Source organism: Clostridium coskatii (assembly GCF_001675205.1).
Taxonomy (GTDB): Bacteria; Bacillota; Clostridia; order Clostridiales; family Clostridiaceae; genus Clostridium_B; species Clostridium_B ljungdahlii.
In genome coordinates this window covers 82,513-106,842 of the sequence record NZ_LROR01000041.1, presented here as the reverse complement: position 1 = coordinate 106,842, position 24,330 = coordinate 82,513, and the positions used below count along the sequence as shown (strand labels likewise).

The 24,330-nt window shown below is 29.2% G+C and carries 25 protein-coding genes; 13 read left to right on the top strand and 12 right to left on the bottom strand.

The window, feature by feature from the left end:
* Positions 1-126 precede the first annotated feature (126 nt).
* From CLCOS_RS09335 to CLCOS_RS22390, 4 genes are all read right to left on the bottom strand, one after another.
* Positions 127-1,092, bottom strand: coding sequence for a radical SAM/SPASM domain-containing protein (locus CLCOS_RS09335; RefSeq protein WP_063601463.1), 966 nt, complete (start codon positions 1,090-1,092; stop codon positions 127-129).
* 1 nt (position 1,093) lies between these two features.
* Positions 1,094-1,897, bottom strand: a complete 804-nt coding sequence (locus CLCOS_RS09330) for a hypothetical protein (RefSeq protein WP_156496377.1) — start codon at positions 1,895-1,897, stop codon at positions 1,094-1,096.
* 143 nt (positions 1,898-2,040) lie between these two features.
* Positions 2,041-3,351 (bottom strand): exonuclease domain-containing protein, encoded by a 1,311-nt coding sequence (locus tag CLCOS_RS09325; protein ID WP_063601461.1) that lies wholly within the window; start codon positions 3,349-3,351, stop codon positions 2,041-2,043.
* Positions 3,352-3,685: 334 nt separating this feature from the next.
* Positions 3,686-3,862 (bottom strand): hypothetical protein, encoded by a 177-nt coding sequence (locus CLCOS_RS22390; protein ID WP_193756606.1) that lies wholly within the window; start codon positions 3,860-3,862, stop codon positions 3,686-3,688.
* Positions 3,863-4,152: 290 nt separating this feature from the next.
* Here CLCOS_RS22390 and CLCOS_RS09315 point away from each other — a divergent pair, with 290 nt between their 5' ends.
* Positions 4,153-4,752 carry a nitroreductase family protein gene (locus CLCOS_RS09315; RefSeq protein ID WP_013240245.1) on the top strand — a complete coding sequence of 200 codons (600 nt, stop codon included), beginning with the start codon at positions 4,153-4,155 and terminating at the stop codon, positions 4,750-4,752.
* An 83-nt stretch (positions 4,753-4,835) separates the two neighbouring features.
* Here the strand turns inward: CLCOS_RS09315 and CLCOS_RS09310 are convergent, their stop codons facing one another.
* The gene (locus tag CLCOS_RS09310) at positions 4,836-6,548 is read right to left on the bottom strand and encodes a methyl-accepting chemotaxis protein (protein ID WP_013240244.1); all 1,713 of its coding nucleotides are present in this window, start codon (positions 6,546-6,548) and stop codon (positions 4,836-4,838) included.
* 309 nt (positions 6,549-6,857) lie between these two features.
* On the opposite strand from CLCOS_RS09310, the gene CLCOS_RS09305 reads away from it, so the two are divergent.
* Positions 6,858-7,712 (top strand): hypothetical protein, encoded by an 855-nt coding sequence (locus tag CLCOS_RS09305; protein WP_013240243.1) that lies wholly within the window; start codon positions 6,858-6,860, stop codon positions 7,710-7,712.
* 158 nt (positions 7,713-7,870) lie between these two features.
* Here CLCOS_RS09305 and CLCOS_RS09300 read toward each other — a convergent pair whose 3' ends face one another.
* The gene (locus tag CLCOS_RS09300; RefSeq protein ID WP_013240242.1) at positions 7,871-9,580 is read right to left on the bottom strand and encodes a hypothetical protein; all 1,710 of its coding nucleotides are present in this window, start codon (positions 9,578-9,580) and stop codon (positions 7,871-7,873) included.
* Positions 9,581-10,059: 479 nt separating this feature from the next.
* Between CLCOS_RS09300 and CLCOS_RS09290 the strand changes: the two genes are divergently transcribed.
* Complete coding sequence (locus tag CLCOS_RS09290) at positions 10,060-10,704, top strand: chromate transporter (RefSeq protein ID WP_242872330.1); 645 nt, start codon at positions 10,060-10,062, stop codon at positions 10,702-10,704.
* 14 nt (positions 10,705-10,718) lie between these two features.
* On the opposite strand, the gene CLCOS_RS09285 is transcribed toward CLCOS_RS09290, so the two are convergent.
* The 3 genes from CLCOS_RS09285 to CLCOS_RS09275 all read right to left on the bottom strand — a co-directional run bounded on the left by CLCOS_RS09285 (position 10,719) and on the right by CLCOS_RS09275 (position 12,594).
* The gene (locus tag CLCOS_RS09285; protein WP_013240239.1) at positions 10,719-11,630 is read right to left on the bottom strand and encodes a tetratricopeptide repeat protein; all 912 of its coding nucleotides are present in this window, start codon (positions 11,628-11,630) and stop codon (positions 10,719-10,721) included.
* Between the two features lie 103 nt (positions 11,631-11,733).
* Entirely contained in the window at positions 11,734-12,147 is a 414-nt protein-coding gene (locus CLCOS_RS09280) for an acyl-CoA thioesterase (RefSeq protein WP_013240238.1), read from the bottom strand.
* Positions 12,148-12,363: 216 nt separating this feature from the next.
* The gene (locus CLCOS_RS09275; RefSeq protein ID WP_013240237.1) at positions 12,364-12,594 is read right to left on the bottom strand and encodes a DUF3892 domain-containing protein; all 231 of its coding nucleotides are present in this window, start codon (positions 12,592-12,594) and stop codon (positions 12,364-12,366) included.
* Between the two features lie 390 nt (positions 12,595-12,984).
* Here CLCOS_RS09275 and CLCOS_RS09270 point away from each other — a divergent pair, with 390 nt between their 5' ends.
* From CLCOS_RS09270 to CLCOS_RS09260, 3 genes are all read left to right on the top strand, one after another.
* On the top strand, positions 12,985-13,173 hold the full coding sequence (locus CLCOS_RS09270; RefSeq protein WP_013240236.1) for a DUF6440 family protein: 189 nt from the start codon (positions 12,985-12,987) through the stop codon (positions 13,171-13,173).
* Between the two features lie 217 nt (positions 13,174-13,390).
* Entirely contained in the window at positions 13,391-14,362 is a 972-nt protein-coding gene (locus CLCOS_RS09265) for a metallophosphoesterase family protein (RefSeq protein ID WP_063601459.1), read from the top strand.
* 281 nt (positions 14,363-14,643) lie between these two features.
* The gene (locus CLCOS_RS09260; protein ID WP_013240234.1) at positions 14,644-15,813 is read left to right on the top strand and encodes an MFS transporter; all 1,170 of its coding nucleotides are present in this window, start codon (positions 14,644-14,646) and stop codon (positions 15,811-15,813) included.
* Positions 15,814-15,965: 152 nt separating this feature from the next.
* On the opposite strand, the gene CLCOS_RS09255 is transcribed toward CLCOS_RS09260, so the two are convergent.
* Positions 15,966-16,376: a bacteriohemerythrin gene (locus CLCOS_RS09255; RefSeq protein WP_013240233.1), complete on the bottom strand. Its 411-nt coding sequence runs from the start codon at positions 16,374-16,376 to the stop codon at positions 15,966-15,968.
* 140 nt (positions 16,377-16,516) lie between these two features.
* Here CLCOS_RS09255 and CLCOS_RS09250 point away from each other — a divergent pair, with 140 nt between their 5' ends.
* Positions 16,517-17,164 (top strand): DUF3786 domain-containing protein, encoded by a 648-nt coding sequence (locus tag CLCOS_RS09250; protein WP_013240232.1) that lies wholly within the window; start codon positions 16,517-16,519, stop codon positions 17,162-17,164.
* A 62-nt stretch (positions 17,165-17,226) separates the two neighbouring features.
* On the top strand, positions 17,227-17,391 hold the full coding sequence (locus CLCOS_RS09245; protein WP_065080050.1) for a YvrJ family protein: 165 nt from the start codon (positions 17,227-17,229) through the stop codon (positions 17,389-17,391).
* Between the two features lie 87 nt (positions 17,392-17,478).
* Here the strand turns inward: CLCOS_RS09245 and CLCOS_RS09240 are convergent, their stop codons facing one another.
* Positions 17,479-18,426, bottom strand: coding sequence for a hypothetical protein (locus CLCOS_RS09240; protein ID WP_013240230.1), 948 nt, complete (start codon positions 18,424-18,426; stop codon positions 17,479-17,481).
* 400 nt (positions 18,427-18,826) lie between these two features.
* Between CLCOS_RS09240 and CLCOS_RS09235 the strand changes: the two genes are divergently transcribed.
* The 3 genes from CLCOS_RS09235 to CLCOS_RS09225 all read left to right on the top strand — a co-directional run bounded on the left by CLCOS_RS09235 (position 18,827) and on the right by CLCOS_RS09225 (position 20,977).
* Entirely contained in the window at positions 18,827-20,014 is a 1,188-nt protein-coding gene (locus CLCOS_RS09235) for a GGDEF domain-containing protein (protein ID WP_013240229.1), read from the top strand.
* Positions 20,015-20,160: 146 nt separating this feature from the next.
* Entirely contained in the window at positions 20,161-20,544 is a 384-nt protein-coding gene (locus CLCOS_RS09230) for a MerR family transcriptional regulator (RefSeq protein ID WP_013240228.1), read from the top strand.
* The gene (locus CLCOS_RS09225; RefSeq protein WP_013240227.1) at positions 20,528-20,977 is read left to right on the top strand and encodes a carboxymuconolactone decarboxylase family protein; all 450 of its coding nucleotides are present in this window, start codon (positions 20,528-20,530) and stop codon (positions 20,975-20,977) included. The genes CLCOS_RS09230 and CLCOS_RS09225 overlap by 17 nt, the downstream gene beginning before the upstream one ends.
* Positions 20,978-21,436: 459 nt before the next feature.
* On the opposite strand, the gene CLCOS_RS22385 is transcribed toward CLCOS_RS09225, so the two are convergent.
* A complete protein-coding gene (locus tag CLCOS_RS22385; RefSeq protein WP_023162269.1) occupies positions 21,437-21,604 on the bottom strand; it encodes a hypothetical protein in 168 nt (55 codons plus the stop codon).
* A gap of 776 nt (positions 21,605-22,380) precedes the next feature.
* Between CLCOS_RS22385 and CLCOS_RS09220 the strand changes: the two genes are divergently transcribed.
* Positions 22,381-22,986 carry an anthranilate synthase component II gene (locus tag CLCOS_RS09220; protein ID WP_013240226.1) on the top strand — a complete coding sequence of 202 codons (606 nt, stop codon included), beginning with the start codon at positions 22,381-22,383 and terminating at the stop codon, positions 22,984-22,986.
* Positions 22,970-24,319 carry an aminodeoxychorismate synthase component I gene (gene pabB / locus CLCOS_RS09215; protein WP_063601458.1) on the top strand — a complete coding sequence of 450 codons (1,350 nt, stop codon included), beginning with the start codon at positions 22,970-22,972 and terminating at the stop codon, positions 24,317-24,319. Before CLCOS_RS09220 ends, pabB begins: the two co-directional genes overlap by 17 nt.
* Positions 24,320-24,330 lie beyond the last annotated feature (11 nt).

The following is a 24,330-nucleotide window of genomic DNA, read 5'->3' as shown; positions in this document are numbered from 1 at the left end:
CTTAGGCGTTATTGACATACTCATTTTTAAATTATATATTTGAAATTAAGACAGAAGTAATTTTTTACATAGTTGTCTTTCTAAAATATCATAGAAAGCTAATTTACAGAAAAAGTCTCACACTCTCTAGTCCCCCCTGCATTTTTCTGAGTATGCACATTTAAAACATTTATCAGGAATGTTTTTATTTCTTAAGTCTTTAAATACATTATTATTAAAATAAATATCCTTTAGAGAAGTTTTAAGAGTATTCCCACATGATATAGGCATTCGTCTGCAAGGAAGTACATCGCCATTTTCAAGAATAGTAATTAATGAGTCTCCTGCACTGCATCCATAAGGCATTTCTCCACTTTTTAGAAATTGCAAAGCTCGATTAGAATAAATTTCAAGACCAGTTAGTTTATTTCTAAGAGTTTTCTTCTTTTCATTAACTATTATAGAGAAATATTCTAAGGCCTCTTTAGAAGTAAATAACATGTCCGACATATCCTGTCCATTTCCTATAGGAACAAGTCTATCTGTCCATAATTTTGAAGCTTTATATTTTCGTGCATACCTGGCAACTACAGGGAATTCTTTATAATTACCTTTATGTGCAGTAAATGATACTAAAGTTCTTATATTATGTTTTCTGAGTAATTTAACAGCATTCCAAGTTCTATCGAAATTTCCTTTGCCTCTTAAAGCATCGTGAGTTTCTCTGTTCCCATCAATACTTACTTGTGTATGAGCTACATTCAAACTTTTCAATTTTTTAGCTATGTTATCTGTAATATAACTGCCATTAGTAAGTATTCCAAAAGAGAAATACTTTTTATTTTTACTAAATACTTTCAATATCTGAAGAAAGTCTTTCCTAGTGAAAGGTTCTCCTCCTGTTATATTTATATGTCCTCTAATAAAATCTTTATTTTTACTTTTTGAATAAAGTCTTAATAGGTCTTTATATTGCTCCAAAATATTAAGAATTTCATTAAATGAAAGCTCTTTTCCTGCATAACACTCTTGATAACAGTGTTTGCACCTTTGATTACATTTTGCTGTTATATGCCATTGCAAGGTTAATCGGCTGGTTGGTATACAAAACATATCAATCCCCTCCACAGCCGCCACATGATGAACAACTACTACAGCTGCTGCAGGAAGAACAACTGCTACAAGATGAGCCTCCTCCTCCTGAATTATTATTTGAAGAAGAATAATGATCTTGATTTGCTATTATAGAGCTAAATAAAATTGTTTCAGGATAATTTATCAATGAAGTTGGTCCATATAGGCACATAGAATATTCTAATTCTTTATCTGATGCGTTTGACGAAGAAACCTTTGGATATTTTGATTTCATTTCATCTAGTATTAATGGTTTATCTCTGACTTTATTAATTAAGGAATAAATAAATAACATCAATACATAAAGAACTACTAATGCCAAAACAGGTTTTCTGTTAATAATGCCTAGGCAAAGTTTGATTATAAATGGGATTGTTAAAGTTAGGAAGCCTACTCCAGATATAATTTTTTCATCATTGAATGAACTGATATTAACACATTTTTTATTCTCTAATTTTTTTCTAGTTTTTTTAATGAGATTTTCAACTTTTTTAAGCAAAGTTTTTGAATGCATAATACTATCTGGGGTATCTCCATTATCATAATGTTTTAAAATCTCCCGTTCTATTTCATCTGGAAACAATAAAGAGAGCTTACTATCTTTATTTGTTTTTAAATAAGGATTAATTTTATCACCTTCTAATAAAAGATATTTGTCCTTCCATAGTTTATAAAGATAGAACTCAATAATTTCGCTGCATACATTGTTATCTTTTACTACTATTAATTCTATTGGTGTTATTAAATCTTCTTGAAGCATCTCTTTATGATATCTATGTTTCAATCTAGTTCTAGTAAAAAATAGAGCAATTCTTGTAAAAAGAATAACGCATAAAGCATATTTAAAAAATAGTACAAGAAATTGAGGCCCAGGTATACTCTTTAAATAGTGTATCACTTTAATCACTTACCTTTATAATTATTTATTTAACCTATTATAGGTTGTACACTGTTATAAGAAAGATAAAAATCCTTTTTCTGCATATCTAATAAATATGCTGGAGCTATTCTTATAATTTTATCATTAACTTTTATTACTATGGTTTCATAAAACTCACTTAAACAATTTAAATTTGTTTTCTTAGTTGAGTATCCTATGATGTCACATTTATAAGTTTCATTTTTATTTTTATAATATATGTCTTTTAAATCAGCTGCTGTACGACTTAAAAGCTTCCATTCCCTTAACTTGTTTATCTTGTCATCTAAAGTGTTAAAAATAATAGTTGAATTTAAGTCAACAACTTCATTGGAATAATCAAAACTATTTTCTTTATTGGGAGTTTTAATCAATTCTAGAAATTTGGATTCATTTAAAATTTTTATAGAAGATCCGTTTTCATTTAATTCAGCTGCTTTTTCTTCCTTGGAACTCATTCCATCTTCACCTACAAGAGATTTATCCTGATTCCCAACTATTAAGTAATCTGTCTTTTTAGATACACTACTTTTTAATGTGCCACCTAAGTTGACTACTTTTTGCATAGCTTCTTTTCTACCTAAACTTCCAAGTTCACCTGTGAAGACCACATTTTTATTATAAAATGGATTGGACGTATCGATAATATTGTCATTGTCAGGTTTAATTTCAGATATTTTAACTGTATTGAATTTGTTATTAGTGAAACTGTTTTTAGTATTCGCAATAAAACCTTTTTGAGGATTTAGATCTTTAAAAGTTTTTATTGGAAGGCTGGTATATGTATGACAAAAAGATTCAAGGTTCTTTTTATGAGCACGTTTTATGCATTCAATTACTAAATTTGCACATGCTGCAGCATCATCTAAAGAATTATGATGATGTCCTAAATCTACTCCAAAATATTTGGCACGGTCTTCTAAAGATTTACCAATTCCTTTCCCTCCACATAATTTTGTGGATATAGGTATACTGCAGATATAATTGAAATTAGGCATAGAAATATCATATTCCAATAAACAATTTTTTAGCACCGACATATCAAATACGGCATTGTGAGCAATTATTATATTATCATCAAAATAAGTATGTATATCGTTCCATATATCAGGGAAAAGAGGTGAATTTTCTATGTCCTTAGGAGTTATTCCATTTATGGAGATATTCTTTTTATTAAAATCAAGAGTTGGTGGATGAATTAAAAAGTAATCTTTTTTACATATTTCATTATTTTTTACAGCAGCAATTCCAAGTGAACAAGCACTGTTGAAATTATTATTTGCTGTCTCAAAATCTATTGCTACAAAGTCAAATAGCATAATAGTTTCCCCCTTATATTTTACCCGTCGTTTCTGTATTCTTTATCATATCACAATACTTACATTATACATGTTACTTTCTAAGTAGGTATTATGTCAATATGGGTGTATATTCAGGTACACTTTAGGAGAATGTATTGTATAATTAACTTAACAATAGACACAATAAAAACAGGGTGCTGCTAACGCCTTGTAGTATACAATTTTAGTTACTTAGGACAACTAAAATTAAAATATTTATGTTATAATATTAGTAATAAGAGGGTGGATTATGAATTTAGTCTGCTTTATAAATTTGTATAAGTGTTAAATAATAGATAGAGTTTGAGGAAGCCTACCTATTATTTTTTTTAGAATTATTTATGTTTACTTTAGTGTCTGATGATAATTTATCAGGTCTTAAAGTAATTTTGTTTTCAATTTTTATATGTAAATTTTTGTTAGATAATGCTACTATAGCAATAGTAGTTATTGAAAACAAACTAGGGAATAAGAATAAAATGCACTTCATATTATGCCAAATCCTGATAAAGCACTAACAGAAATTCGTTGTGTGTTAAAAAAAGGGGCATTGTTGATTGCACCGACATTTGTATATGATGAAAAAATCAATAAGATACGAATTTGGTTAATGGAAAGAATTGAATTTCATACTTTTCATAAATGGAAATCTGATGAATATATAGAATTCGTCCGAAAAAAGGCTTTGATATAATTAATAGTTCTGTAATTGCAGGAGAAATGTGCCGGAATGTATATTGATTTGTAAAACATAAATTCAAATTTAATGAGGTGAAATGAATGGGCATAGAAGCAATTTACAATAGGAGAAGTATACGAAAGTATAAATCTAAAGAAATACCAATAGATATTCTTAATGAAATATTGGATGCTGGAAGAGCTGCACCATCTGGGAAGAACAAACAGCCCTGGAAGTTTATTGTGTTTGGAGGAATTAAAAAAGAAGAACTTTTATCAAAAATGGAGGCTGGAATCCAGCGTGAATTAAATGAAGAAGCATTATTGCCTAATTCAAGAGATGGAATACCAGATGCAAAGAATACTTTACGAATTATGAAAGAAGCTTCAATTATCATCATGGTTTTTAATACAAATGGTAAATCGCCATTTAAAAATATAACTACGGCAGACGAACGATTTACGGAAATTGTAGATACACTTTCTATAGGTGCAGCTATTGAAAATATGTTGTTACAGGCAGAAGATTTAGGATTAGGTACATTATGGATTGCAAATACATGTTTTGCATATAATGAACTGGTAAATTATATTGATGTAAAAACACAGCTGGTTGGGGCTGTTGCACTTGGATATCCTGATGAGAAACCAAATCCAAGACCTAGAAAGACGCCAGATAGCATTATTGAATATAGACTTTAAAAATTTATTTCCATCTTTTTTCGAAATTGTGATTATAAAATGGGATATCTTAAATTTGAGATATCCCATTTATAGATTAAAATTTATACTTTAAATTTATGAACCATTTCATTAAGTTTTTGTGCAAGTTCAGCTTGACTTTGAGCAGATTCAGAAACCTCACTTACAGCTTTTGTTATCTCATTTATACTGCTCATTATATCTTCTGAACTAGCTGCTGATTCTTCTGAAGTTGCTGATATATTTTCAACTGAACCACTTATATTACTTATAGCATTATCCATTTGTTTTGATGAAGTTGAAATTTCCTCAGCCATATTTTTTATAAATGCAGCATCTTTTTCATATTGTATACCTGTGTTCATAAGAAGTTTATAATTAGGATTTACATTATTTGATATATAATCTAAGATATCTTGTCCACTTTTCGATAAAGAATCAAAGGCATCTTTTACTTGAGAAACCATGCTTTGTATACTTACTACAGCTTGAGAAGATTGTTCTGCTAAATCTCTTACTTCCTCTGCAACTACAGCAAAGCCCTTTCCTTGTTCCCCAGCTCTTGCAGCTTCTATTGCAGCATTTAATGCAAGGAGATTTGTTTGTTCTGCTATACTTCCAATGGAATCGGCCATAATTTTAACTTCTTCGACAACTTTGCCATCCTCAATAGATTTTATAATATTATCGTGTTTTTCTTTATATATTGCATTTCCATCCTCTATATTTTTAGCCGCTTTATTTTTTATTTCAACTGCACGTTTACTTATTTCATTTGAAGAATTTTGGGCATTTATTGATTTATCTAATAATTTATTAGTTGAAGTAGAAATCTCCTGCATAGAAGCGTTTACCCCTTCTGTTGTTGAACTTAATTCTTGTGCACCTTGTGCTATTTGTTCGGTGGATTCATTTGCAGCTTCCATCATAGATGTAATTTCCTCAGTAGTTGCAGATAGCTCTTCACTAGAAGAACTTATATCTCCAGCACTATTCATTATTGAACTTATTAATTCTTTCATATTCTCACAAGCTTTATTTAAAGCTTTGCCTAAGTTTCCTATTTCATCTTTGCTATCCACTTCTATAGATTTAGTTAAATCTCCATCTCCCAAAGCTTTTGCTAAATTTAAAACCTTAGTAATTTCTTTTGAAATCATAATTGCTATAAATAAACCAATAATAACTCCAACAGCAAGCCCTAATATAATTATTGTATTGGTAATAACTAAAGATGATGTATATGTAATTTTATTTTGATTATCTGCATTATCCGCTTCATTAGAATTTGTTGCTATTAATTTATCCATATCACTGTAAATTTTCGTTCTTGCCTTAGTAATATCAGAAAAATTTTCTTGTGCGTCTTTATAATTATTTTCATCAATAAATTTTAATACCTTATTAAATGCCTCTTTGTATTCATTCCTATCCTTTTTTAACTGTGAAAAAATTGAATCTTCATTCTTAGATAATAATGTCTTCTCATAATTATCTATAATTGAATCATTTTTAGCACTTAAATCATTAATTTCTTTTTTTAACTTATTTTTGTCACCTAAATTTTGTTGATAAACAATTTTTAATAAATCTGATCGAATATCTGCAAAATTTTGTTTCGTGATCATTAAGCTTTCTATTGACTTAAGATTATAATCATGCATAGAATTAGCGTTAGAATAGATGGTTTTCATATTATGTAATCCAATAAATCCAACTACACCGATAAATAAAGCTACTAGAACAAATGAAGATATTAATTTTTGTATCATCTTTAAATTTTTAAACCACTGCATAATTTGCGCCTCCTTAAAATTTTACTAAAATTTGCTTAACATAAAGAAAATTTGCCCTAAAATGTTGAATGTATTAAGTACAACTCCCAAAATAATAATTAAGGTGAATACTATGTATATCGTATTATTCGACAAAAATATTTATTATTTTTTGATAAAAATATGAAATATTAATATAAAATTAAGTTAGATTATAGTACTAATGAAAATTTGAAATAAAGAATTTAAATAGAAATGATAAATTATAGAAAAAATTTAAAAAAGGAATTAATTATATTTTTAAGAATATTATGTAATGAGGTGATTAATATGAAACAAGAAGATATAAGCTGCATAGTAGATCATGAAAAGTTAAAATTACATATAATATACATTATAATCATTAGTATAGCAGTTATAGCAATTTTTATAACAACGTCGTGTTATTGGAATATTAAATTTGTAGATGAAGTGTCTTTTGCAGTGGCAATATCATCAATAATATTATCAATAATTGCTATAATAGTGACAATAAATGGGGAACAGAAATCTAATAATACAAAGAACAAACTTGAAAATGTATCTGATAATCTTGTAGACGTATCGCGAGAGACAAAGAGCAAATTTGAGGATGCATTTGATAATCTTGCAGATGTATCACAAGAAATAAATGTAGCAGCAAACAGACTGAATCAGATTAATGATATGAAATTTAAAATAGAAGAATTAAATAAGAATTTAGACGGAATGGATTCTAAAATTAATCATAAATTGAGAGATTTGGAATCAACGATGACCAGCTTAATAGATAATGAAGCTAATAGTCTAGATAGTGAAGATAATGATAGTTATATTAAAACATTGAAAAGTTTCTTAAAATATAGTAAAAATAATACAGATAAGAAAATTATTGTTTGCACTATATATTGGATTAATTCAATAAGTGAGATAATAAAAACTAATAAAGATAAAAATTTAAAATTTAAGTATTGTTTTGAGCAATATAACCAATATCTCAATGATATTGGTGGGAATAAAGGTCTTCAATATTATTATTTAGGGGTGGCAACAGTATTTGCTAATAATGTTTGGGTTAAAAAGCATATATTAAATGAAATGGAAGAGAAATATTATAATGAAAAAAGTATGCTGCAAAATCAAATAGAAAAGAGATTCAACGGCTAAAGCAAAATAGATTAAATAGAGTAAATAGAGTGATACTGGTGAGAACTTGAAAACAATATATAATTATCCAAACAGGAAATGGGTATAGATTTGTGTAGAAACTAAATCTATACCCATTATTTTTAGATGAATATCACTTTAATAAATAGAAACAAACTTTAAAGTTTTATAGTGCCATTTAAGCCTTTATTTGACGGCCAATTGATAATTTTGTTATTAAAATTAATTTCAACATGATCATTTAGAACCCTAATACATATACTTCGAGAATTATTTCTATACTTTAATATATTAGCTAAACATATAGCTTTTTCCAGGCCATCTCCCATTTGATAGTTGCATACTTCATCTGGTTGAGCCATTCGGGAGCCGTTATATATGGATACATTAGGCATATTCTCCAATGCATTTATAACTTCATCTTCATTTAAGTTTTCATACATATTAATAGAAACGGGATTTCGTTCTAAGGCTGCTTTGATAAAAGGATCCCATTCGGTTCTGGAAAAATCTCTTAATGCGTAAAAAGCAAGATCTGCAGAAACGTTTGTGTCTCTAATAGACTCTAAATAGTTAACAATATCTTCACGGCTCATTTCTGGCGACAACTGTATTGGCTCTGCTTTAATAAAATTTTTATTCTTTCCAGGAAGTCTTGGATCTATATTGCAAAATTCATATAATGAAGTTAAAATCTCCTTTAAAGGCATATTAGGGCAGTTAAGTTCATCCATTACACTGATAATATCCTTCTCATCATTAAAATCTACTTTGTGTTTTTTAAAGAATTCATCAAAATTATTAAGACATATCCTATTTTGTATCGGTTCCTGAGAAAATTCATACTCGTCAATCTCAGACAGCAATTTGTCTCTCGTACTCTTATTGATCTTAAAAGAGCTAGTATGCTCATAAGCATAGGCTTTTTCAGCGGGAATATATCTGTGGCCGCCATGATACTCATGCTTAATTTGAAAGAATTTTTGAAGATGGCTCTCCTGTCTAAGAAAATTGCATAACATCTCATAATCTATGTCATGTACAAGGAATTTCTTGAGCTTTTTTTCAAAGCCCATATATACTTCATGATCTATGGTTGCTTCGGGATATACTACATGGACAAAACCTGTGTTATGAGAAATAATTGTAATTTGTTCGTTTCGTATTGCTCTTTGAGCTTTTACCGTAAGTTCAGTACCGTTAAACCACATATTTTTAGTAACAATTCTTCTATTATTTGTTACTATTCCACCCTTTACATCTACAAAATTTTGTGAATGAAGTGGTGTTGCAAGTAGGTATATGTCTTTAAGAGGTATTTTACATATTATAAACAATGCAGCGGCATAAAGAGTAGATAGGGACACACATTCACCTGCACCTTTTTCATAGTTCTTTTTGTATTTGAATGCATTCATTGCTTCTACAGTTTCAGTCTTCCAATAAGGAATCATATTAGAGTTATATTTATCAAGGCCAAAATGTCGTCTAATATCCATACTAAAATAATATTTGTCTCCTTCATAACCAAACAAGGCATTACTTCTGCTTATTGTTTCAACATTCATAAAGGGTTCAAAACGTGCTATTTCATTCTCTTTAGTTGTAAGTCCCCATGTATCAATATCCAGATTGAAATCATAATTGTCCATTATATACTGCTTAAGTCTTAATATTTTCCTATATGGATTTAGTTTATCAATATCCTTAAACCATTCATCCTTTTTCCATTCCCATATAATTGGAGACATTATGTTTGCTAGCAAGAGACTATATAGAAGTTCCGGAAATATGAAAATTTCCATATCTGATAGGGTAACTGCTGATGAATACTTTTCTATATCCTTATTATTAAAAATCTCAAACACATCCTTTTTATTGATAAAATTATACTGCTACGTATATAAATTTTAACATCTTCATAGTGTAGCTACAAGTCTAGAATATGGCGAAAATATTATTTATGCTTATAAAACTAAAAGTTTTTTGATAATTTAAGCTTATTTATGACAGATAAAAGTTTTATTTTTTTAGTGACTTAAGTGATCAATTCTTTTGTTTGTAAATAGTTGAGTCCCTATGAAACTTTATCATAAAAATAATACATTTTTTACATATTTATGGAGAAGAAATAGAACTTGTACTATAATAAAAATATATATTAGGATGTTTAATTTTTTGATTATGTAAATTCCTCAAGTATAAAAACACCCACTAATCAGCTGTGAAGGAGAAAAGATGTGGTGATTTCTGGTGGAACTGAAATCTTCAAATCGAAAAACACTCTTTCAATTTTTATCATGATTGTTTCCTTCTGTACAATTTATTTTCTAAATGCAAATGTCATATGGGTCATTCTGGTGTGTGGTGCACTTGGTGGCATTTTAACAGCTATTCAAAACCGAAAGAAGGTGATGAAAACATGATTTATTGGAAATTGCTTTTGAGTTTTCTACAGGTAGGACTTTTTAGTTTTGGCGGTGGTTATGGAATTCTTCCACTTATTCAGCAGCAGGTTGTCACACAGAATCACTGGCTGACGATGAAAGAATTTGCCGATGTAGTGACCATTTCTCAAATGACACCAGGACCTATTGTTTTGAACGCTTCCACATTCGTAGGAATGAAAATGGCAGGGGTAACAGGTGCTATTGTGGCGACTTTCGGCTGCGCATTTCCAACGACAGTACTAGCAATTATTGTTGGATACTATTATTACAAGTATCGAGACATGACGCTTGTAAAAGGAATTTTTGAAGGACTGCGTCCGGCTATCGTTTCTCTGATTGCTACAGTTGGGATGTCCATTTTGTTTTTATCACTGTTCAATGCTGAAGCATTTACTTTGAGTGTATTTTCTCATGTAGATTGGAAAGCTGTAGTCATGTTTCTAAGCTGTCTGTTCATTCTGCGCAAATGGAAAACGAACCCGATTTACATCATGCTTGGTTCTGGAGTCGTCGGAATAGTTGTTTATCTTTTGATGGGGTAATATAAAGGAATGTGTCACTTAGAGGCAAATTCTTTAAATGAACTTAGTTTTCTTACTTTTTCTAATTCCTCATCTTCTAAAACATATTTTAAAAATTTGGGATATAACTTTAAAGCCGTAATTATATCTTCACAGGCCTTATTTTCTTCATTAATTAAGGCATAAAAACAACTTCTGTTGTAATATAAAAAATGTACTTTGCTGCAATTATTAATTCCATTAGATAAAATTTCTATACCCTTTTTTGTAGCTTTATATTTATAAATTACTGCTAAATTCAAATAACTGTATTCATAATGCTTGTTTTTATTAATTGATCTCTCATAGAAACCAATGGCCTTTTTTATCATATTAAACTTATAACAAATTACTCCCATGTTGAACAAAGCTAAATAATTATTTGGATCTATTTTTAAAGCTTTTGAAAACTTCTTATACGCAAGATCGTTTTGATTTTGTTCTTCATAAATGCTTCCTAAGTTTAAATTTGCCCAAAAATCCGTAGGATTTAAACTTAAAAGTTTTTCATAAGTTTCTATTGATAAATCCTTTTCTCCAGATAAATCGTAAGCATTTGCTAGGAAAAAGTAAGCCTTATGATAATTTGGATTTATATAAATAGCTTTATTGTATAATTTTATAGCTTGTTCATAATTTCCTTCATCATCATATATTGCAGCCAAACCATAGTAAGCTCTTTCCTCGCAGTTATCTATATCTAAAGCTTCTTTGTAATACGCCTTAGCTTTCTCTGATTTTCCCAAAGTATCATATATTAAAGCTAAATTAATTATTGAATCTATATCTTCGCCATTTGAAAGTTCATAAACTTTATTATATAAATTTAATGCTTTAATTAATTTATTCTCTTCAAAGGCTTCCTCTGCTTTTTCTAAATATTTATTAATTTGTATATTATCCTTCATAAATACACTATTCCTATATAAATTATTTTATTTGATAATTGAAATATTATTATCTTTAGAACATACATTAAACTATTATTAATAGCAACTAACTTCCTTTTTATTATATTAGTGACTGTAATTTTTCAAATAGTTCTGTATGATTTTTCTTTAAATTAATTATTTTAAAGTTATTATTAACAAAAGCGTGTAATGTGCTTCCTTTTGCAATTTCCTTTTGGTCGTTTTCTCTAATAACCGAGTAGTTAAATTTTGCTTTAACTGGTGTTAATTCTTTAATCCAAGTTTTTATTAGTAGTTTATCTTCATATTTTGCACCCTGTAAGTATCTGCAGTTACTTTCAACTAGAGGAAACATTATACCGTCTTTCTCCATTTGTGAATAACTTATACCAGTCTTTTTTATAAACTGTGTTCTAGCTTCTTCAAAGTATATATAATAATTAGAATGATGAACTATACCCATCTTATCAGTTTCTGCATATCTAACAACTACCTTTGTTTCATTTATGTACAAGCTTGACACGTCCTCTCTATAATAGAATTATTATACACAATATTATAACACCATTCATTATAAAGAAGAATCCGCTCGTAATATTCAACATTGAATTTTATACAATTATGAAGTGTCTATTGCACTAAGAAATTAGTATAACAGACACTCTAGTCATATTTCGATATTCTTTTATTTAGGTGTAGATAAAAAATTTAACACGTTTTTACTTAAAGGTTAAAAAATTGGTTTATTGTCTAGGTTATCACTTTCATCCCCATTAGGATTGCTTCTCAAATATTCTCTACCATTTTTGGCCTTTCCAACATTTATGCCCTCTATTAAGCCGTCCTTTGTCATCATTATTGCTTCATCTATTGAATATATATTTCCATTTTCAAGCATTACATCAGTTATATCTCCCTGAGAATTTTTCTTTACCTTTATAACTTTAGATTTGTCACTCATACTAACACCTCACCTGTATTTTTGATATTACTTCATCAAGAGATTCTTAGGTTCAGGTGGGGTTTGCTTATAAGGAATACCTTTTCTCCATCTGAACTTTAGAAGAACTTATCCAGGCGCGTAGCAGTGCTTATCCCCTTTGAAGAAGATGGGGGTGTTAGCAATGGTAGCGATCGGATAAGGTTTCTTTTTAATATTATTTGTAGTAATGTTATATACTATTCTTATTTAAATCAATAATTAAAAGAAAAAGGTATTATGGTAATTGATGAGAAGTTAGGATAATTGTCATGAAAAGTAATAGAGAAATATTGTATAAAATGATATAATTTACTTATAGGTTAATGAGCAGCGGTAAATTTCTTCAATCTTGAAAGGAGGAAGTAAAGAATGTTTGGTGAAAAGTCTAATAAAAGATTTGAGGTAATTTTTAAAGAGGGTGCTACAGCTGGATATAAGATAATAGTAGATAAAGAAACAGGAGTTGAATATTTATTTAGTTATGATGGATATGCTGGGGGATTAACATTGTTAGTTGATAAAGATGGAAAGCCAATTATTAAAGATGATAATAAATAACATTTTTAATTTGTGTATTATAAGATAGTTCAAATTGAATTCAAATTTGGACTATCTCATAGGTAATAAAATAAACATTCCTATCATAATTTAAAAATAGAAAGTGGATTATATAAAATTGATTTTGAATAATTATATATATTAACAAAGGAAGCACTTTATCTGCAGAAAGGCTTCCTTTTATTTTTGTCTAAAAATTTAATTATGGAGGTATAAAATGATAGATAATGTATTAAAATCAATACTAACTTTTTTTAATGGTATTTTTAAAAGAAAGTATAAAGTAATTCCACAGAAAATTAATTTGAAATTCAATCAAAATGGGGAATTTAAAATTGTTCAATTTACAGATTTACACGAGTATTCTTTCAAAAATAAAAAAACTATAAGACTTATGGAAAATGTGTTAGATACTGAACAGCCAGACCTTGTTGTGCTAACTGGAGATATTATAGACGGTAGGTTTTGTAAACTAAAAGAAGAAGTTAAAAAGGCAATTGTAAATATTGCAAAACCAATGGAAGATAGAAAGATGCCCTGGGCAGTAGTTTTAGGTAATCATGATGATGAATTATGTATGGTAAATAGAAAAAACCAGATGAAAATGTACATGTCGTACAAGTATAATCTTAGTCAAAGCTTTTCAAGTGTAATTGGTAGAGCAGGAGACTATAATCTCATCATCAAGGATTTTAAAAATGATAAGCCTATATTTAACATTTACATGATTGATTCAGGCAGCTATGACATAAAAGGGTATGGGTATATAAGAAAAGAACAAATAGATTGGTATAAAAAATTATCAACTAATCTAAAAAAACAATTTGGCAAGATAATTCCATCACTTATGTTTTTTCATATTCCACTGCAGCAGCAATATAAGGTATGGCAAAGTGGAAAAGCTATAGGAGAAAGAAATGAAAAAGAATCTCCACAAGCTGTTGATAGTGGATTGTTTTCTGCACTTATTGAAATGGGGGATGTTAAAGGAGTATTTGTAGGGCATGATCATACTAACGATTATATAGGAGATTTAAATGGTATTACTTTAGGATATGGGCGTAAGACAGGATATAACTCTTACGGAAAAAAAGGCTTTGCTAAAGGAGCAAGAATAATTATTTTAAATGAAAACAATTTAGAAAAGCTTAAAACATATAAAAAATTAGAAGTGCAAAATAATAAATGAGTATTCAATTTATATTTATTAGTATACAAAAATTTTATCTTACATAAATGTATAAAATATCGTTGTAAATTTCTACATCATGTAGGGTGAAATGTAAACGTATAAATATTATACTATATACATATAGAAGATTTAAAATGTTCAAGTTTATTTCAAAAAATTATGGGGGTGAAATAACATGATACCAAAAGAGATGACTGCAATACGTGATAAAAGAATGATGGCCGCACTAAATATGAAAAGTTTTTTAAAATCAAAGAGCGAAGAAGGGAGTTTAAGTTATGAGTAAAGGTAAATCAGCAACTATATTCGCAATATTTTCTTTTTCATTTCTAGTTATGGCACAAGGAGCAACTTCTCCTGCACTTGCAAGTATAGGTCAGGCTTTCCCCAAAATAGATTTTAGTGTAGTGGTACTTATAGCTACATTACCATGTTTAACCACGATTCCATTTTCAATGATAGGAGGAAAATTAGCCGGTAATATTATGACATTTAGAAGTGTTACCATTATTGGAATAATTCTTACTATCATTGGTGGTGCTTTCCCTTATTTTACAAATAGCTTTGTTGTAATTCTTATTATGAGGGCTATATTGGGAGCTGGGGTAGGTTTAATATCTCCAATTCCATCAGCACTTATTATGAACTTTTTCCAAGGAAAAGATGTAGAAAACCTCATGGGTTACAATAGTGTTATTCAGAATATAGGTGGTATCGTATTCCAAATACTTGGAGGATTTTTATGTGTTATTAGCTGGCGAACTACCTTTTTAACTTATCTTTTGGCTGTTATATCTCTTATCGTAGTTATTTTCATGTTACCTGAGCCTGCAAAGGTAGAAAAGGCAAAGAATGAAAAAGTAAAGATGCCTGGTATGGTATATGTATGGTCAATAATTTTCCTGGTTTATACTTTAATAAATTACCCAATGTTAACGGGTATATCATCTTTAATAGTTGATAATAAATTGGGAACTTCAGCTAGTGCAGCGATGGCACTTACTATGTTCTCTATAGGTGGGATGTTAACTGGTGCAATTTTTGGAAAATTATATCATGTGGCTACAAAGTACACCATAGTTGTAGGAACGGTTCTCCATGCTATAGGATTTGTGATTTTGATCTATGGAAATAGCGTTTTTATGTTTACTATTGCAACAACTATTGTTGGAATGGGATTTGGACTTGTGGTGCCAGCTGTAATTATGTATGTTGGTATGCCGGTGCCTCAGTCAGCACAGCCTTTTGCAATTTCTATAGCTCTTGCATTTATGAGCATAGGTGGTTTTGTTTCAAGCTTCTTCTTTGCTTTTGTTAAGAATACTTTTAATATATCATCTATGAGATTTCCATTTGTATTTGGCGCTGTATGTCTTGTGATTTACTCAATTGTTCAATCATTGTTTAATCTAAAGACATCAAAGCAAGAGTCAATAGGTGTGAAATAATAGAAATTAAAGTTACTAGTATGATTTTACGTTTGTATGCTGTGCATAACGGCTGATACACACTTGGGTAAGAAAGATATTAAGAATACTATTAATAAGACACAGATGGAGAGAGGAAATTCCTTTTCCATCTGTGTTTAAGAATAACTTGGTTAAACAGTTTTTAAAAATACTGCATATTTTCTGTCTGCTATCATAATATGATTACTGATCCATTCAGATAAAAAGTCTATAATTTCTAATATTACTTTTCTTTGATTATCATCTATATCCTCTCTAGAAGAAACTTCATTTATTTTATATACATAAAATCCATGTTCTTCTTCTTGATCGTGAATATGATCGTAATTATATTTTTTTAGCATATTTTCTTCATACTCAAAATGATATTTTGTATATTCTAAAAGCTCATCAAGTATTGTCATTATTTCATCATATCTGTCATATCCATCATCTAATATTGCAATATCATAGGCTTTTTTTCCTATTTCCATTAGTTTTTTATGTTGTTTATCTATTTCATCGATATTTAAATTGAATTCTTCTTTCCATTTAAATGCCATTTTGCCATCTCCTTCTTATTAATATAAATTATTAATAAATAAATATTATCATATATTTTCAGCAAATGCAAGTGTATTTATTATAAGTTAGGCAAAAACTATTAGTAATATATGTTATTATGTATTTAAGGGGTGAAAATATGAATAAGGAAAATAATTATGAGATTTGTTATGAAAATATGTGTAAGGAATTTGTTAAATATGATCCAGAAGAAGTGGCTAAAAGAAGTAGGGCTTATTATGACTCTGAAAAAAAACAATTTACATTAACCTGTTTTAACAAAGAATACTTAATTTCTTATCCAGAGGGGAATATTGTATTAAAGAATAATGAAGATAAAGATCCATCTGTAGATATAAATACAATGCTTATGCTAAAAATGCTTATGCTTAGTTATTTATACAGGGCTACTAATAGCAGCTTAACAAATAAGTGGGTGCCTCTTAGAGAATTAGAAGGAGTTGGTCATGCTTATCAGGGATTTGCAAAAAAAGGTATAGATAAATTAGTTGAGTTTTTTGGGCATAAGGGAGACCTTTTCTTGGAAGCTGGTCTTAAACTAGGTGGAAAAAAAGTTGATGTTGGAGATGTGGGTATAAAGATTGATATATTACCTAATGTGCCTATGGCCTTTGGGCTATGGACAGCAGATGAGGAGTTTCCAGCAGATGCTACTATTCTTTACGATTGTTCTGCAGTTAAAGAGCTGCATGTAGAAGATTTAGCAGGATTATGTTCTGAAGCAGCTGATGAAATAATTAGAGCTGCCAAATCAATTCACAATTAATTGGAAAAATATTTAAAATAGCATATATATTATTTATAATGGCAAAAGGGAAGGTGATATTTATGTATGACCAGCTGGTTAGCTTAATCAGTACCGTTAGGTTTCCCATAGCAGTTAGTATATATTTGCTTATAAGATTTGAAAATAAGATTGATCTTTTAGTGAAATCTGTTGAAGATCTAAAGGCGGACATATCAGCCGTTATAAAGTACCAGAAAAAGAAATAGGCCTAAAACCTATTTCCTTTTCCTTAGCTGAATTGTATAAAAAATGTGACCATATAAAATAATCACATTTTTTATTAAAAACTATTTTCAATTTTTTGTACTTTTACTAGTAGAAGCTGTTAAAGCATTTATCATAGCAGTTTCTTGATCTTGAGTAATGGAGCCTGAAGTTACTAGAGTATCAAGTTTAGTCTTTAAGAAAGTTGTAAGTTTTTCTTTCTTAGCTTGAATGTTTGCATTTTTATTAGAAGTAAGTAGATTTTTTATAGCAGTTTCTTGATCTTTGGTAATAGTGCCTGAAGTTACTAGAGAGTCTAAGAAGTTAGTTTTTCTTGCAGTTTTTTTACTTTGAAGATAAGCTTTACGTTCAGTTTGAGTCATATTTTTGACTTTATCCATCTCAGCTTTTCTTTCAGCTTTTTCTTGACTACTGCTATTTAATATAGCAGTTTCTTGATCTTGAGTGATAGTTCCTGAAGTTACCAAGGAATCAAGAGTAGTCTTCAATGAGTTTGTAGACTTTTCTTTTTTAGCTTGAGTGTCCTTATTAGAAGTAAATAAATTCTTAATAGCAGTTTCCTGATCTTGAGTAATAGTACCTGCAGTTACTAAGGAATCAAGTTTAGAATTTAATGAGTTTTTAGTATTTTTATTTCCTGTATTAGTTGAGGAAGGAGTGAAAAGATTTAATACAGCGGTTTCTTGATCTTGAGTAATAGTACCTGCAGTTACTAGAGAATCAAGCTTAGTCTTTAAGAAATTTTGAGCATTTGATTTTTTATCAGTTTTAGAAGGAGTTAGAAGATTTAATGCGGCAGTTTCTTGATCTTGAGTGATGGTACCTGCGGTTACTAGAGGATCAAGTTTAGCTTTTAGAAAATTTTTACTATTTTTTGTTTTGAAATTTTTACTGGAACAGTACGTTGATTTTGCTGTGTTGCTAGAAAGTGAAGCTGCATTAACTGTAGTAAACCCTGTACCAATTGATACTACAAGGGCTAAAGCGGATATTATTTTAAGGTTCCTTTTTAACATTTTTAATTACCTCCTAAATATTTCTTTGATTTATCACATAATCTCACTGCTCTGTGACAGCTTTATTACAAATAAGTGAATAGGATGTTAACATTGATAAGTATGGATAAAAGAAGAATAAATAGTAGGAGAAAATTCTTATAAATGATGATATAATTTATTTGTACGCTAATTGATAAAAGTAGTTTATCCGATGACTACCTGCTCTAATACTCCTTTTCCAAGTGGGAGTAAAGAGTAGCTACGTCCATGGATAACGATTTTCCCTAAAGGATAACGCCTTCTAAGTGCTAAAGCACTAAGAATCCTGTTAATAAGCATCAGGTGGAGTCAAAAACTCCATCTGATGCCAAGAACTCTGTTTATGATATAAAAATCTTTCAAATAAAGGTGAAAAAAGATGTTTTTTAAAATATTCAGATTAATAAGAAGTTTTATATTGGCATCAGTACTGGACAAGCACAAAGAAGAATTTGTTGTAAATATTAATGAGATTAATTTAACTAGGGGAAAAATTACGGCAGTAACTTTCATTGTTATAGAGGCTGCAGAGCTTGTAATTTTGTTTACTATAGGGAAAAATATTTTTCCACCAAGAACCCATATATATTATGCGACTATGTATACTTTACTAATTTTAGTAATGGTGGTGTATTTACTGATATTTGTTAAATTAGAAAATAACATTTCTAAACATGAAACGGGTATTAATGTTGCTTCGGTATCTTTTACAATCATGATACTATTTTGGTGTGAAGGTATATCTTTATTGGATCAGTTATCTTCTGGACAGATTATTGTATATGCCATATCAATTATAGCAATTGCTGTAACTCCGATTTTTAAACCAATTACGTTATTGCTTATGTATTTGATTGTCCATTTACCATTTCTTTTTTTCCTGCCATATTTTCAGAAATCCAGTGATATATTGTGGGCAAACTGTATTAATAGTACTACTTTTTTAATAATATCCTGGATGATATCATGTATAAGATATAAAAATCAAGTAGATGATTTTAATAATAGAAAAATAATACAGAAAAAAAACGATGAATTGAAGCGGGTAAATCAAAAATTAGAAAAACTTTCTCAAATTGATAGTTTAACAGGTATCTTCAACCGTTTTGTATTTGATAAAACAATAGAAGCAGAATGGGATAGATGCAAACGCTATTTTATACCACTGTCATTAATTATGATAGATATTGATTTTTTTAAGGCATTTAATGATAGTTATGGTCATCAAGCTGGAGATGATTGTTTAAGGCAAGTTTCAAGGGTACTTTCATCTTCTGCAAGGCGTTCCTCAGATACTGTTGCCAGATATGGGGGAGAGGAATTTGCTGTTGTACTTACCCATATGGAAAAAGAAAGTGCGCTGGAATTTGCAGAACAATTGAGAAAAAAGGTTGAGCAATTAGCTATTCCGCATATGTATTCTTCTATTTCTAATTATATTACCATTAGTTTAGGAATTTGTACTGTTATTCCGTCTGATATGTTATCTATTGAACAATTTATTAAGACTGCAGATGAAGCTTTATATGAAGCTAAAAAATGTCGTAACAAGGTTGTCAGTGCATAAGCATAGTATATAAAAATAAGCGTCCGTTATTTAGGACGCCTATTTTTATATGGAAAAGAAGTAATGAATTCTAAAAAAGTTTTCATTTTGTTATTGACTTAAAGTGCACTTTAAGTGCTATGATTTTTGTTATTGGGAGGGATTTTATGTTGGAGCTGGAAATAAACGACGTATCAAGATCAACTAAATTAAAACCACATACCCTTAGATATTATGAAAGTATTGGGTTAATTATAGATGTGAAAAGAAATTCATCAGGAAAGAGAATTTATAGTGAACAGGATTTGAAATGGCTTGAGATGATAAATAGACTTAGGGCAACAGGAATGAATATAAATAAGATGAAAGAATATGCTAGGTTAAGGTATATGGGAGATAAGACGGTTACGGAAAGAAAAAATATTATGAAAGAACATTTAGAGTTTATAGAACAAAAAATCGAGAAATTATTCGAAGCAAGAGATTATGTTGCAAGAAAAGTTCAAATTTATAGTGGGATAGAGGAAAAAATCAATGGAAAAGGAAAATAGATTGGAAAGAGGATATAAGAAATTACAAGAGATTGATGGAAAAGCAGGTGAAGAGGTAAAAAATAGTTTAAGTGATATATGTCCTGACTTGGTAAAGTATATGATTGAATACTCTTTTGGAGACATATATTCCAGAAACGGATTGGACTTATTTTCACCGGATCTAGTTAAATTTATAGTATATGGTCAAGCAGATATTATGACAAGAAATAATCTAAGTAAAAATTATAGGAAAATTGCTACGATTGCTGCATTAACTGCTTTGGGTAATGCCAAACCACAATTAAAATTTCATATTGGCGCAGGGCTTAATATTGGGGTAACTGCTGATGAGATAAAAGAAATTATGTTGCTTATGACAGTTTATTCAGGTTTCCCTTCAGCAATAAATGGAGTTAATGCTTTAAAAGAAGTTTTAGATGAAAGAAAATAATATTACTATACAAAATTAACCATAAATTACTTAAATGCTGAGGATTCATCATCCCCAGCATAAAGGTAATTATCAACGTATTGAAGAAAGAATATTCTGGTTTATCTAAAACTTAAACATTTAGTAGCTTTAATACATTGATATCCTTATAATAATAGAATGTACGAAATTCAAATTATTATACTATAAATAAAAGAAGTAACTGGATAATATTATCAAGAGTTCTTATATTGTTTACATAGTGTTCAAAAAATAAATAGTTATTTTATTTATAGGACATTAAATTGTAACAAATAACTAATATAATTATAAGTGTCCTAAGAAAAATAGACTTAGCAAAAATGAAAACAATAAAGTGTAGTACATAATTGATATAATTGATATCCCCTCAAAGATAAGAATAAAAGGATGGACAAATATCGCCATCCTTTTATTTTGATTTTTTAAGTGCAGATAAGATTAGAGCCTATCGTTTAATCCAAGCTCATAAGCATATATAATTTTTGAGGTTGTTTGATTAAAATTAGGGAAATCAATTCCTAATTCCCTTGCGGCTTCCATATTAAATTTATCATTAGAATGTTTAAATTTAATATGAGGGGTTTTATTATATTTTATGTTTGTCATATATAATCACCTCCATTATATAGTGATAACCAATTATACAGCCTTATATTCAGAAAAAGTTATGTATAAAATAAAATTAATTACTTATCGAATCAGTATACTTAGAGAAACTTATTAAATGAGATTCCTAACCTATAATAACTAATATTGACAGCAGTAATCTAATTGGAATTTGTCATTATTGATATGATTTATTGAAATGTGATATACTTACTTATAGAAATTTAAGATTTTAGTTAGTATCTTTTATTAATAATAGAATTTAAAAATAAAGGCATATAGTGTATAAAACTTATCCAGGGTTTAGCAAACCTATGTACATAAGAACTCTAATGGATTAAAGCCAAAGAGTTCTTTATACACAGCATAAAACTTGCAGCTTTTGTAAAGCAGGCGAGTTGTTTGCGGATGATAACATTGGATAAATTAAATGCGCTATGTGCTTTTTTATTTTTAAATATAATAAAAATATTTTATCCGATCGCTACCATTGCTAACACCCCTAGCTTCTTCAAAGTGGGGGGATAAGCACTGCTACGCGCCTGGATAAGTTCTTCTAAGGTTTAGATGGAGAAAAGGTATTCCTTATAAGCAAACTTAACCTGAACCTAAGAATCACTTGATAAGGGAGGTAATTGATTAGAACTGCTGATTACTTATTAAACTAACCAAAAGAGTTATGGCGGAATTAGTGAAAATTGTAAAGATAATTGTTCCGAAATGTAAATGAATAAGGTTAAAAACAAATATAAATTAATGCCGAGGAGTGAAAATTCATGTTTCTTATGATCGATAATTATGATTCATTTGTATACAACTTGGTAAGGTATTTAGAAGAACTAAATGAAGAGGTTAAGATTTGTAGAAATGATAAATTAACATTGGAAGATGTGGAAAAAATGCATGTAGAGGGAATTATAATTTCTCCAGGACCTAAGTCACCTGAGCAATCGGGCATTTGTGTAGATATAATTAGAAGATTTAGTGGGAAAATTCCTATTTTAGGTATATGCCTTGGACATCAATGTATCGGGTATGCCTTTGGTGCTAATATAATAAAGGGTAAGGAGCCTGTACATGGTAAAATATTTAAAGTCCATCATAAAAATGTAGGAGTATTTAAAGAAATCAAAAATCCTGTAGAGGTTACAAGATATCATTCATTAGTAATAGAAAAGAAAACACTTCCTAAGTGTCTTAATATAACCTGTGAAACTTCAGATGGAGTTATAATGGGCGTTAGGCATGAAAAGTATCTTGTTGAAGGAGTACAATTTCATCCTGAAGCAGAACTCACAGAATGCGGACATGAAATGCTTAAGAATTTTATAGAAGAAGCAAGAATGTTTAGTAAGGGGGAATTATATGAAGTTCTTCATTGAAGAAATAAAAACAGAATTAGATGCTTTTGATATTTATTCGCTGTTTAAGGGAGACAGAACAGTTACCATTTTAGATAGCGGCATGGGTGCTGAAGATTTAGGCAGATACTCTTTTATAGGATTAAACTCTTTTACTACTTTTAAATATGAAAATAATATTTGTACTATAAATAAAAAAGAATTTAATGGCGATCCTTTTGACGAACTTAAAAAACTTATTGCAAGGTACAAAATTGAAAATAATACAGAACTTCCATATATAGCTGGGGCTATGGGATATTTTTCTTATGATATAGGGAGAACTATAGAAGAGCTTCCTGTTATGACTATAGAAGAAGTAAAAATACCTGACTGCTATTTTTATTTTTATGATAATGCAGTAATAGTAGATAACTTAAAAAAGAAGACCTATATTACTTCTTTAGGTATATTAAAGCAAAAAGAAGATAGCATTAATGAAATAAAAAGTAAAATATCTAAAGGACATAAAATTAAATATAGAAAAGTAAATGATAGTGATACAAAATTTGTATCAAACTTTGGCAGGGAGGAATATATAGAAACTGTAGAAAAGGTCAGACAGTTTATAAGAAATGGGGATATTTATATTACAAATCTAACTCAAAGGTTTTGCTGCGAGACAAAAAAAGATCCTTATGAAGTATATAAAGATTTAAGGCATATTAATCCAGCACCATTTGCTGCATTAATGAATGTTGAAGATTTTAGTATAGTATCTTCTTCACCGGAGAGGTTTTTAGAAATAAGAAATAACCTTGTTCAAACAAGACCTATTAAAGGGACAAGACCTAGAGGTAAAAATAAAGAAGAAGATTTAAAAAACAGACAAGAACTTATAGATAGTGAAAAAGATAGGTCTGAGTTATTGATGATTGTAGACTTAGAGAGAAATGATTTAAGCAAGGTATGCAAGCCTTATTCTGTAAAGGTAACAGAACTTTTTAAATTAGAGGAATATAGTACAGTATTTCACTTGGTATCAACTGTTGTAGGAAAATTAAAAGATAAGTATACAGCAATAGATTGTATAAAAGCATGTTTTCCAGGTGGTTCTATAACTGGTGCACCTAAAGTCAGGTCTATGGAGGTAATTGAGAAATTAGAACCTACTAGAAGAAATATTTATACAGGATGCATAGGATATTTAGGTTTTGATGGCAATGTGGATTTAAATATAGTTATTAGAACTATACTTATAAAAAATGGAAAAGCTTATTTAGGTGTTGGTGGAGGAATTACCTGGGAATCTGATGATGAAGCAGAATATGATGAAACACTTGATAAGGCTAGAGCTTTGATGAAAGTATTATAAAGGGGTGAATA